Below are 12,275 nucleotides of genomic sequence, written 5' to 3'. Positions count from 1 at the left end.
AAATTTGCTAGAACCCTGTTGGATTATTTTTAGTATTAAAGGCCTTTTTCGTTTAACTTTTTATAAACGTCACACCCTGGTTGAAGCCCTAATTCGCAAGCTTTATAAAAATATTCTTTTGCTATGTGGTAGTCTTGTTTTGCGCCTTTGCCTTTTAGATAAAAAGCTCCTAAATTAAAACAACCGCGATTGTATCCATTATCGCAAGCTTTTTCATATAATTCTAGGGATTTACTGTAGTCTTGCTCTACACCTTGACCGTTTTCATATAAAATTCCTAAATTAGAGCAACTATCATTAACTCCATCGTCACAAGCTTGTTTGTATAGATCAGCCGCTCTATAATAGTCTTGTTTCACGCCTTGGCCATTATTGTATGAAATTCCTAAGTTGTAACAACTCATACTGTATCTGTCATTGCAAGCTTTTTGCCATAATTGAGCTGCCTTATAATAGTCTTGCTCTACACCCAGACCATTTACATATAAAACTCCCAAATTGTGGTAGGCTTGGGCGATATTGCCATCGCAAGCTTTTTCGTATAGTTTGATAGCTTTGGTATAGTCCTGCTCTACCCCTTGTCCTCTTTCATAAAAATTACCTAGATTATAGCAGCCATTAGCATATCCGCCATCACAAGCTTGTTTATATAGATTGGCCGCTTTATAGTAGTCCTGCTTTAGATATTTGCCTTCTTCGTATAAATTTCCTAAATTAAAACAACCTATAGCATTTTTACCGTCACAAGATTTATTGTATAGCTCTATGGCTTTGTTATAGTTTTGTTCTACACCTTGGTTTTTTATATATAAAACACCTAGATTAGAACAGCTTAGTGCATGTCCATTATTGCAAGCTTCTTCGTATAATCTAGCCGCCTTATTGTGGTCTTGCTCTACACCTTGACCATCCTCATATAAAAGCCCTAAATTATAACAACCAATACTATATTTGGCATCACAAACTTTTTGCCACAATTGAGCAGTTTTATAGTAGTCTTGTGTAGTGCCTTGACCGTTATAGTATAAAAATCCTAAGTTATAACAAGCTTGAATAATTTCACCATTACAAGCCTTTTCGTATAATTTAGCTGCTTTATTGTAGTCTTGTTTTACACCCTGGCCATTTATATACAAAAGTCCTAAATTATAGCAATTGCCATTATTTCCATCATTGCAAGTTTTAGTAAATATCTCGACTGCTTTGTTGTAGTCACCTTTGCTGTAAGCCTCAAGTCCAAGTTCTACTAGATCCTTGGAGAATCCAATAGTTAGTAAGATTGTGTATAAAAGAACAGCCTTTTTCATTTTTTCTCCATTTTTGTAAATTTTTAAATAAATTTGTAGTTATTTTAGTTTGGCTTATCTCTTTGTTTGAGAAATAGCCAAATTTAGTATCTAACGTTATTAACCTTTAAAAAGTCTCTTAGGTCTTCGTATTCGCTATTTTCAAAGTAGCGCCATTTGCCAGGCTTTAGCATGTCAAGGCTAACGCGCCCAAAGCTAACACGTTTTAGGTCCATCACTTCAAGGTCAAAGTAGCCAAAGAAGCGGCGAAGCTCCCTGTTTTGCCCCTCGTTGATGATGACTTTTAGTTTTGTGTAGCCACCGCTTGAGCCAAAGACTTTATAGGCCAGAAATGGCTTAAATTCCATTGATTTTATAGTGGTTTTTGCGTGTGCGCCTTTGGTAGCGTCCTTGGCGAAAAAGCCATTTGTCATCGCTTCTATAACCTCTTTTGTTACATCGCCTTTTACTTTTAGATAGTATTCTCGCTCTAAGTCGCTATTCATTAGTGCTGTGGCGATCGCTGGGGCGTCAGTTAGTAAAAGTAGCCCCTCACTTGCATAGTCTAAGCGCCCTACGCTAACAAATTTTGCAAATTTCTTATCTAATGTGTCGTAGATCGTCTTTCTTCCGCGGTCATCTTTTTTGCTAACAAGCTCACCCTTTTGTTTGTGATAGACGATAACGGTAAATTCTTTTTTTAGCTTTATCAAACGGCCGTTTATACGCACTTTATCATCTTCATCCACGCTTGTGGCAAGGTCGCTAACCACGCGTCCTGCTATGCTAACCTTACCGGCTTTTATCAGCTCATCTGCCTCACGGCGTGAGTAGTTTGTGTTATGCGAGATGAATTTATTTAGTCTTGTTTTTTCCATTTTATAGTCCTAAATTTGCAAGATCGTGGATGTGTAAAACACCCACAGGTGCGCCATCTTCCACAACGGCAAGAAGCTGAATTTTATATTTTTCTATCAAAGCTAACGCATCCACAGCTAACATTTCCTTGTCGTTTATCTCTTTTGGATGCAATGTTGCAAATTTCATTGCTGGCTCGTCTAGGTCAAAGTCCTCTCGCACAAGTGCACGTCTAAGATCGCCGTCGCTTAAAATAGCATCTAACACACCATCTTTATCGACGATTAGGACCGTGCCAAGTTTACCGTGTGTCATAGTATCGATTGCCTTTTTTAGGCTCGCATTCCAGCGAACTATCGGTAAATTTTCGCTTCTCATCACATCTTTTACCTTTAAAAATAGCCTCTTGCCAAGGCTGCCACCTGGATGAAAATTTGCAAAGTCCTCTTTTTTGAAGCCTCGCCTTTGCATCAAACAAACAGCCAACGCATCTCCAAGAGCTAACGTTAGCGTAGTTGATGCTGTTGGAGCGGCATTTAGTGGGCACGCCTCTTTTTCTACATTTATATCTATAAAAGAGTCGCTAAATTTACCAAGTGAGCTTGTTTTACTTCTTGCCATTGCGACGATCTTTACGCCAAAGCGCTTTACGTGAGGTAAAATTTTGATAAGCTCATCGCTTTCGCCACTAAAGCTAATGGCTAACAAAACATCATCCTTTTCTATCATACCAAGGTCACCGTGCATAGCCTCTGTTGGATGCAAGAAAAAGCTTGGCGTGCCGGTGCTTGCAAGCGTGGCAGCGATCTTTGCACCTACATGACCGCTCTTGCCTACGCCTGTGACTATGACCTTGCCCTTTGCGTTATATATCAAATTTACAGCATCTTCTATCTCTAAGTTTTTAGCATGTCTTAAAAGCTCGTTTGCTTCTATCTTTAAAACTTCGGCTGCGATTTGGTTGATTGTTTGCATAAATTTCCCTTACATTAGATAGATAATTGGCACGATAGTTGGGTACTTTTTGACCTTTCTAAAGATATGCTTTCTGATCACTTGGCGCACTTGTGACTCAAGCAATCTACCATCTTTTAAAAGCTCCTCTTTGACGTTGCTTAAAAACTGCGTCAAAATTTCTTGCATCTTTTTGCTAAACTCCGCATCTTGCTTGTTACCTACAAGTCCGTAGCTAATAACACGAGGCTTGTTTATAAGCTTTGCACCATGACGTGAAATTTGAGCGATTATCATGACTACACCTGCTTCAGCGAGGTTTTGTCTATCGATGACGACATCGTCTGAAATTTGTTTATTTATTTGATTGTCTATGAAGACTTTGCCGGTTTTTACCGTTTTTACACGTTTTAAGTATTTTTGACAGATCTCCATTTGATCGCCATCGCTCATTAGATAGATATTTCTCTCGTCTACGCCGCAGCTAATGGCCGTCTCTTTGTGCTTTGCGATGTGATTGTATTCGCCATGCACTGGTAAGAAAAATTTTGGTTTTATGAGGCGAAGCATCAGCTTTTGCTCTTCTTGTGCCGCGTGACCGCTGACGTGGATCTCGCTAAAGTCTTGGTAAGCGACGCTTGCGCCTGATTTTATTAGGAAATTTAATACAGTTGAGATACTGCTTTCATTGCCAGGGATCGCCTTTGAGCTGATGATGATCTGATCGGTCGGCTTTATTTTTATATATTTGTGCTCGTCGGTAGCCATTCGGTAGAGTGCGCTCATAGTCTCACCCTGAGAGCCAGTAGTTACGATAAGTACCTCATTATCTTTAAATTTGCCAACCTCGTTTGCATCGATAAAAATTTTCTTATCAAGCTTGATATAGCCAAGCTCCATCGCAGTGTATAAATTTCTCTCCATTGATCTGCCGATGACACAGACTTTGCGGTTGTATTTTAGCCCCCACTCGATCGCCTGATAAACGCGGTGGATGTTTGAGCTAAACGTACTCATTATCACGCGTCCTTTGGCCTTTGAGAATATCGCATCAAAGGTCTTGCCAACACTGTTTTCGCTTTTGGTAAATCCTTCACGGTAGCTGTTCGTGCTATCGCTCATTAGACATAATACGCCTCTTTCGCCGTAGTATGCAAGTCTACCAAGGTCAGTTGGATAGCCGTCGATCGGCGTATGGTCGATCTTAAAGTCGCCCGTGTGGATGATGGTGCCAGCCTTTGTCGTGATGGCAAGCGCGCTAGCATCGATGATGGAGTGCGTAATATGTATCCACTCGACCTCAAAATCCCCTATCAGATACGGCTTGCGCTTTTCGACCGAGCGGAAAAGTGAGCGCTCCTGCTTTAAGCCGTGCTCTTCAAATTTATTATTTATCATACCTAGCGGTAACGGCGTGGCGTAAATCGGAAATTTAAACTCTTTATAAAAGTAGGGCACCGCGCCGATATGATCCTCGTGAGCGTGAGTGATGATGACACCTTTTATCTTATCTTTTATTTTTCTAACATAGTCAAAGTCTGGAATTAGGATATCCACGCCGTGCATACTCTCGCTTGGAAAGCTCATGCCAATATCCACGATGATTGCGCTCGTGTCGGTCTCAAATATCGTCATATTTCCGCCGATCTCGCCAAGACCGCCAAGTGGAGTTATGCGAATTTTATGTTCGCTTGAGTTTAGATACTTCATCGGCTCTAGACGTAGCTCGTGAACGGCCTTGTTTGCTACCATTGCGCTTGCGATATCTTGCTGCCATTGCTCATTACCATTTAGTTTTGCAGGTAAATTTTTCTTTGGCTTTTTAGCTTTTTTAGGCTTTTCTTTTTGTTCTTGCGTTTTGGTTTTTGTTTCTTGTGGTTCTTGTTTTTGATCTTTTGGCTTATTATTTTCGCCATTTTTATTTTGATTTTTGTTATTTCTTGGCTTTTTTGGGCGAGAATTTTGGCTATTTGGCTCGGCGTGCGTTTCAGTTTCAGCTTGCTCTGCTGCAAAGAAGTTATCTATCACGCTTTTGCTTGCTAGTGAAGCTTGCTCGGTAATTTCGCTTTCTTGTTTTGGTTTGTTTTTTGGTCTAAATCTTCGTCTTTTGTTGTTTTTGCTTTGATTAGTTACAACTTTCTCTTCGTTTTTGTCGTTCATTATCTTCCTTTAATCTTTCAAATACTTTTAGATAAGAATCGACATCTAGCTCGTGTGGACGTAAATTTTGGTTTAAAGCTAGGCTTTCAAAAATTTCTTCTAACGCATTTTTGTCAAAATTTGTAGATAAATTTTTCAAAAGCGTCTTTCTTGGCGAAGCAAATGCAGCTCTTAAAAATACTTTAAAAGCCTCGTATTGTTTTGCATCTTTGAAAATCCCATCTTTGCCAAAAATCTTTTTTGTTTTTTGTAGTTTGATGACTGAAGATGTGACCTTTGGAGGAGGATTAAAAAGTTTTGCATCCACGTCAAACAAGAGTTCACACCTGCCTTGAAGTGAAGCGAGGATCGATAAAGAGCTAAATTCTTTATCCTTGCTCTTTGCACTAAATTTAAGAGCAACCTCTTTTTGTATCATCACGATAAGCCCAAGGCATTTTTCGTCATCTATCGCATTTAGTATCATTTTCGTAGCAACGTAATAGGGTAAATTTGCGACTAAAAAGTAGTTCTCACTACTTAGTCCGCCCTCTTGCTGCCACTGCTCTAATGCATCTTTACAAAAAAGTTTTAATTGTCCATTTTGGATCTCATTTGCAAATTTGGCCTTTAAAATTTGAAACAGCTCACAATCTATCTCAAAACAGGTCGTCTTGTAAATTTGCAAAAGTCTAAATGTCAAATCACCTAAGCCAGGCCCAATCTCAACGACGTTTGCTACGTCATTGGGTATCGCTTGGATGATCTTATCTAGTGTCGATTTGTCCTGTAAAAAATTCTGTCCAAAGTGCTTTTTTGCCTTTATCATAGCCGCGATATTAGCCAAAAATTACTTATACAATGATTACAAGTTTAGTTTAATCATATATAAAATGGACTATAATCACTAAATAATAACGAAATAGGGCATAAATTTGAGCAAAGCAAATACCTTAAAATACTTTTTATTATCACAATATTTAGAGCCAAAAACCTTAGACGAGCCAAAAAAGACAAATACCAAATTTAAAAAATCAATAGACCTTGAGATCGCAAATTTTGATGAGAAATTTCTACAAATTTTAAGGGTATTTGATAGGTCGCTTTTAAAAAATGGTATAGAAATTTCTATTTATGGCGGTATTTTTGAGACTGACTTGCTTGCCATTTATATCTCAAAGCTGGCAAAGGTGAAATTTGAAAAAGAGCAAATTTTAGATGAGCTACGATCTGAGCAAACGAGCTTTGAAAAGGCATTTTGTTATAAGCTTAAGCTCGCTGGTGATTTGGTATTTTGTAAAGATGATCAAAATTTTGCTTTAAAAGATGTAGATTTAGATGATGATTTAACTCTGTTTTTTACACCAAGCTCATCTGATGATCTTTTCATCTCAACAGCTCCTTGGGCAACGGCTCGCCTAAATCATCTAAAAGAGATAAGTCAAAGTGATTTTAGCAAAGAGTGTGAGCGTATAAAAGACAAGCTATCTATCTATAAAGAAAAAATGGAATTTGGCAAATATATAAAGCTTATAAACGATGAGCTAAAAAGTGCACTTAAAACACCATTTTGTAATGACTTCTTAAGGCTTGAAGTAAAGATCATAAATCCAAATTTTAAAGAAAATGATAGCCTTTTAAATAGCTTTTTTATAGATGATATAAATTTGCTTATAAAATTTTACGAGTCAGGTAGGACGCACGAGCTAACGGATCAATTTCTAGACGAGGGCAGTGAGAATAAATTTGAAAGACTTGATGTAAGAGATGAGCAAAATAAAAGGCTTGTTAGAGATTTTCTTAAAGCAGAAGAGTATCCAAGATCGGCTTTTGCCAGCGACTTCGCTTTAAATTTCTCACAGCAAATTGCTGTTAATAACATCATTAAAAAATTTAAAGAAAAAAGTGGTGGAATCTATAGCGTAAATGGTGCTCCAGGCACTGGTAAAACAACGCTTTTAAAAGACGTAATGGCTGAAGTTGTTACGCTTAGAGCGATGAAACTCGCGCAAATGAGTAGACATGATATCTTTGCTCCAGTTCGAGATAGTAGCGATAAGGTGCTTTATTTTACTCTAAATAAAGAACTCCAGGGCTATGAGATGGTTGTTAGCTCTTGCAATAACGGTGCGGTTGAAATTTTAAGTAAAGAGCTTAGCCAGTTAAAAAGTATTGGTAGTTATGCAGGCGAGATTGATTATTTTAAATTTATAGCTACAAGGCTTCTCTCGGCCGATGAAAAGACAAATTTTGGAGAAAAATCTTTTATCTCAAAACCTGCATGGGGACTTTTTTGCATACCTCTTGGCTCAAAGCAAAATAAGTCAAATTTTGTTTTTAACGCGATTAATGGCGTAAAGATCGAAAAAACGCATAGTCAGTTTGAAGACATTTCAAAAGAATTTAAAGAATTTATAGAACAAGATGGCTTTTTAATGGGGCTTGGCAAATACTTGGCTACCGGTGAAGGAATTGATGATTACGACGAGGCAAAGGAGAAATTTAATCAAGCCCTACATGAAGTAAATCTACTTTTTAGCGAGATCAGGATCAAAGAAGAGGAGCTAAAAAGTATAAATAGTGAGCTTATAAATATCGATAAAAGACTTGATAACTATAATTCAGCAAGGCAAATAGACGAGCTTTTAAGGCCACTAATAGATGAACTGGATTTGAGCAAAAATGAGCTAGAGCAAAAGACTACGGAAGCTAACGAGCTAACAAAGCTTATCGGACAAAATGAAATTTTACAAGAGTATCTGAGTGCGCCTCCAAAGCCATCATTTTTTATTTTCCAGCAAATTTTAAAGACGCAAGCTTTTGAAAAATATAACAATGAAGCGCAAAAAGTTAGTGAGATAAATCGCCAAATAGCTGAGCAAAATTTGAAAGCAAGCAAGCAAAATAGTGAAAATAAAGAGAAGAATGAAGTAAAATTAAACGAACTAAAAGCTCAAATAACTCAGCTTGAAGAGAAAATTTTAGAACTTAACACCAAGATAGACCATCTAAACAAGCTTAATGATGACTTTATTAGACGTCAAAAATTAATTGGTAGAAGTGAAGAACTTGATGGCTTTTTAAATGGTAGTTTTAATCAGAGTAATGAAGAAATACAAAAGAGCATGCCATTTATGATGGAGCGTGATCTTGATGGGAAATCCCACAAGACAAAGCTTTTTAACGCAAGAATCAAGCTTTTTAAAGAAGCACTTAATCTGCATAAAGCTACTATTTTTGCTTGCAAAGAGGCTGTTAGAACAAATTTGCGAGCTCTTAGCGTTATATTTAATGATGAAAAAATGGCTGAGAAAAACGGGCTTGAGGCTAAAGATAGACGTGAAATAATAAAAGGATTATTTTTACTAACGCCAGTTGTTAGTTCTACTTTTGCATCTTTTAATAATAGCTTTAAAGAGCTACTAAATGGCGATATAGGCTTGCTCTTAATAGATGAAGCAGGGCAGGCAAATTTAACTAACGCATTAGGTGCACTGCTTCGTTCAAAGATGGCTGTTGTAGTTGGTGATCCACTTCAACTTGAGCCTGTTGTAACATTGCCATCAGCTTTAAATAACGCTATTTTACGCTACTGTGATGCAAAGGATGAGTTTAATCTACTAAAATCATCAGTTCAACTTCGAGCTGATAAAGTACAAAATATTGGTACATATATAAAAGGAGAGGGTAAGTCCATTTGGGTTGGTTCGCCACTTATCGTTCATAGAAGGTGTGCCAACCCTATGTTTAAAATTTCAAACGAAACAACATATGATAATATGATGATACTTGGTAGAAGTAGTGAAAGTAAACTTAGTGACCCTAACATCAAAACAGAATGGATTGATGTTAGTAGTGATGAATGGATAGGTAATTATAATAAAGCCGAAGGTATGATCGTTAAAGAGCTTTTAAATGGTAAGCTAGCCAAGCTAAAAGATAGCGTTAAAATAATAACACCTTTTAAAGATGTTTGTAAAAATTTAAAAGGGGCTGGTACCATTCACACCATGCAAGGCAAAGAAGCTGATATTGTTATCTTTGTTCTTGGCGGTGCTACAAAAGGTGCTAGAGCATGGGCTGCTAGTACGCCAAATTTACTAAATGTAGCACTAACAAGAGCAAAAGAGGTTGTTTATATAGTTGGTAACCGAGAAAATTGGTCTAATTTGCCATATTTTGAAGTAGCTGCTAGAAAAATAGATAAAGGACAGATTTGAATCATTTTGCAAAACGCATAATCCCATGCCTTGATGTAAAAGATGGCAGAGTTGTAAAGGGTGTAAATTTCGTAGGACTTGTCGATGCTGGAGATCCTGTCGAGATAGCCAAAAGATACAATGACGAGGGTGCTGATGAGCTTTGCTTTTTAGATATCACTGCCTCTCATCTTGGGCGTGATACGATAGTTGATGTCGTTAAAAAGGTTGCAAGTAAGCTTTTTATCCCACTAACAGTTGGCGGAGGTATACGCACGATCGATGATATCTCTCGCCTTTTAAATGCTGGCTGCGATAAAGTAAGCTTAAATTCATCAGCTATACAAGATCCAAATTTGATTGATGAGGCAGCTAAGAAATTTGGCTCGCAATGTGTTGTGGTAGCGATCGATGCTAAAAAGATTGAAAATGGTTATAGCATTTTTATAAATGGTGGCAGGATCGATACCAAAAAAGATGCCTTTTCTTGGGCAAAAGAGGTCGAGTCGCGAGGAGCAGGTGAGATATTGTTAACCTCTATGGACAACGACGGTGTCAAGCAGGGCTTTAGTCTGGAGCTAACAAAGATCTTTAGCGCGCTTTCTATACCGACTATCGCAAGCGGTGGTGCAGGTAAGATGGAGCACTTTAAAGAGGCTTTTGAAGCTGGGGCTGATGCGTGTTTAGCTGCTTCGATATTTCACTTTGGCGAAATCGAGATAAAAAAACTAAAAGAGTATCTCAAGGCAAATGGCGTTGAGGTTAGGCTCTGATGTTGATTGTCTCTGCTGGAAAAAACGAAATTTTTGACTTTGCTTTGCCAATGGGTGTGGGGCTAGTTGATATGGCAATAAGTTTGACAAAATTTTTGCAGAAACGAGCATGTATTGGAGCGGATGAAAAGGGTATAAATTTAAAAAATATCGATCCGCACTATCTTACAAAGATTGAAGCTAAATTTGCAAACTCATCAAATCCAGAGCTACAAAATCTAAGCCAAAATTTGTCAAAAAATCCTGAACGAAATTTGTATCAGATGCCAGAAAAAATAGTTTTCGTTGGCTCGGCAGGTCTTTATAAAGATGGTGAAATTTTACAAATTTATGAAAGCTCGGTTGGGGCAAATATTGAAATTTCTAGCGTAGAAAATAGATCTTATTCACCGATTGAGTGTGAAATTTCTTCTATCGTTTCACGTGGAACTATCAAAACAAATTCATCAAATTTCATAACTACAGACAAAAATTTGGCTCATAAGATGTTTGAAAAGGGTTATTTTTTAGAAAATATGGAGTTTTTTTCTGTTCTAAAAGTAGCTCAAATTTTTAAAATTCCAGCTTATGGAATTTTCGTAGCGACAAATTTTTGTGATAAAAATGCACATGCTGATTTTATAAAAAATCACGCAGAGGCCAAGAAAATTCTAACAAAATATATAAAGGAAAATATGTGATAAATTTGCTTGATCTTAGTATCGGTGAGCTAAAAGAGTTAGTTTCTCCACCATTTAGAGCAACACAAATCTACGAGTGGATATATAAAAAAAATGCAACCGAATTTAGCCAAATGCTAAATTTACCTAAAGATATGCGTCAAGATCTGGCTGAAAAATTTTATATCGATCCTTTAAAATGTGTAAAATTTGAGCAAAGTAGTGATGGTTCGATCAAGTATCTTTTTGAGCTAAAAGATGGGCTAAAGATAGAGAGTGTCTTACTCCCGATGAAAGAGGAGATTAGTGATGAGAATGGAAAGATTAGTCGCCATGCTCGTTATACAGTTTGTGTTAGCTCACAGGTTGGCTGTAAAATGGGATGTGCTTTTTGTCTAACAGCAAAGGGCGGGCTTGTTAGAAATTTGACTGCAGGCGAGATTGTGGGGCAAATTTTATGGATAAAAAGAGAGAATAAGATACCTTATGAAAGACGCATAAATGTCGTTTATATGGGTATGGGTGAGCCACTTGATAATCTTGCTAACGTTAGTAAAGCGATCAAAATTTTAGCACTTAACGAGGGTCTAGCCATATCTCCGCGTCGTCAAACCGTTTCAACTAGCGGACTTGGCAGCCAGATAAAAAAGCTTGGCGAGATGGATCTTGGTGTGTTATTGGCCATATCGCTTCATGCTGTTACTAATGAGCTTAGAAGCCGTCTGATGCCGATAAATAAGGCTTATAATATCGAGGCTGTTATGGATGCTGTTAGGGGATTCCCTATCGATATGCGCAAACGCGTGATGTTTGAATACCTTGTTATCAAAGACCTGAATGACAGCGTTAGTGATGCAAAAAAGCTGGTAAAACTACTGCATGGTATCAAGGCAAAGGTAAATTTGATCTATTTTAACCCGCATGAAGGCAGTGAATTTGGACGGCCTGAGCTTGCTAGCATGCTAAAATTTCAAGAATATCTAAGAGATCATGGTATTACTTGCACGATCAGGCAGAGCAAAGGGCTTGATATAAGTGCGGCTTGCGGACAATTAAAACAACGCAATGAAAATGCAAAATTTAAAGCTATTTCCAGCGATAAAAATTTAAAAACACAGTCGCTTGAAAATAATAGCAAAGCCAGTGTGAGTTAGAATGAGTGTACTTGATATAGCCGAAATAGTCTTTGTTGCTGTTGTGGTTTTACTTGGATTAGGACTTATTTTAAAAGTTTTAAAAGATGAAAAAGATAGGCATAAATTCTAAGCCTTAACATCAAGATAAAGCCTAGCTCTCATAAAGAAATAAAATGGAGCATTAATTACATAAACTACAAAATTATCATTGTGGTATTTAAAAGTGATAAACTTTGGCAAAACGTAGGTAAAGGTTTATGAGAAATAGAAA

Annotated in this window: 9 protein-coding genes; 4 read left to right on the top strand and 5 right to left on the bottom strand. The window is 37.4% G+C overall.

Translation table 11 applies throughout. From position 1 onward, the window contains the following. Window positions 1–35: 35 nt before the first annotated feature. The 5 genes from CVS92_RS08995 to rsmA form a co-directional block, all read right to left on the bottom strand. On the bottom strand, window positions 36–1,307 hold the full coding sequence (locus CVS92_RS08995) for a tetratricopeptide repeat protein (RefSeq protein ID WP_159070350.1): 1,272 nt from the start codon (window positions 1,305–1,307) through the stop codon (window positions 36–38). Window positions 1,308–1,390: 83 nt separating this feature from the next. Next, a complete protein-coding gene (locus CVS92_RS05755; protein ID WP_107788821.1) occupies window positions 1,391–2,164 on the bottom strand; it encodes a pseudouridine synthase in 774 nt (257 codons plus the stop codon). A gap of 1 nt (window position 2,165) precedes the next feature. After that, a complete protein-coding gene (locus CVS92_RS05750; protein ID WP_107788820.1) occupies window positions 2,166–3,119 on the bottom strand; it encodes a KpsF/GutQ family sugar-phosphate isomerase in 954 nt (317 codons plus the stop codon). A gap of 9 nt (window positions 3,120–3,128) precedes the next feature. Beyond that, entirely contained in the window at window positions 3,129–5,258 is a 2,130-nt protein-coding gene (locus tag CVS92_RS05745; protein WP_199906411.1) for a ribonuclease J, read from the bottom strand. Beyond that, window positions 5,224–6,066 carry a 16S rRNA (adenine(1518)-N(6)/adenine(1519)-N(6))-dimethyltransferase RsmA gene (gene rsmA / locus CVS92_RS05735; RefSeq protein WP_107788829.1) on the bottom strand — a complete coding sequence of 281 codons (843 nt, stop codon included), beginning with the start codon at window positions 6,064–6,066 and terminating at the stop codon, window positions 5,224–5,226. Before rsmA ends, CVS92_RS05745 begins: the two co-directional genes overlap by 35 nt. Before the next feature lie 106 nt (window positions 6,067–6,172). Between rsmA and CVS92_RS05730 the strand changes: the two genes are divergently transcribed. Genes CVS92_RS05730 through rlmN form a run of 4 tightly spaced genes read left to right on the top strand, consistent with a single transcriptional unit; the run spans window position 6,173 to window position 12,022 of the window. After that, window positions 6,173–9,457: an AAA domain-containing protein gene (locus tag CVS92_RS05730; protein WP_107788817.1), complete on the top strand. Its 3,285-nt coding sequence runs from the start codon at window positions 6,173–6,175 to the stop codon at window positions 9,455–9,457. Then, window positions 9,454–10,209 carry an imidazole glycerol phosphate synthase subunit HisF gene (hisF, locus tag CVS92_RS05725; RefSeq protein WP_107788816.1) on the top strand — a complete coding sequence of 252 codons (756 nt, stop codon included), beginning with the start codon at window positions 9,454–9,456 and terminating at the stop codon, window positions 10,207–10,209. Before CVS92_RS05730 ends, hisF begins: the two co-directional genes overlap by 4 nt. After that, window positions 10,209–10,889 carry a purine-nucleoside phosphorylase gene (locus CVS92_RS05720; protein WP_103600591.1) on the top strand — a complete coding sequence of 227 codons (681 nt, stop codon included), beginning with the start codon at window positions 10,209–10,211 and terminating at the stop codon, window positions 10,887–10,889. Before hisF ends, CVS92_RS05720 begins: the two co-directional genes overlap by 1 nt. Next, on the top strand, window positions 10,886–12,022 hold the full coding sequence (rlmN, locus tag CVS92_RS05715) for a 23S rRNA (adenine(2503)-C(2))-methyltransferase RlmN (RefSeq protein WP_107788815.1): 1,137 nt from the start codon (window positions 10,886–10,888) through the stop codon (window positions 12,020–12,022). The genes CVS92_RS05720 and rlmN overlap by 4 nt, the downstream gene beginning before the upstream one ends. The last annotated feature ends 253 nt before the right edge of the window (window positions 12,023–12,275 follow it).

Origin of the sequence: Campylobacter concisus, assembly GCF_003048555.1 — a bacterium.
GTDB lineage: Bacteria > Campylobacterota > Campylobacteria > Campylobacterales > Campylobacteraceae > Campylobacter_A > Campylobacter_A concisus_AO.
The sequence above is the reverse complement of the archived record's forward strand: the minus strand, read 5'-3'. Positions and strand labels throughout refer to the sequence as shown.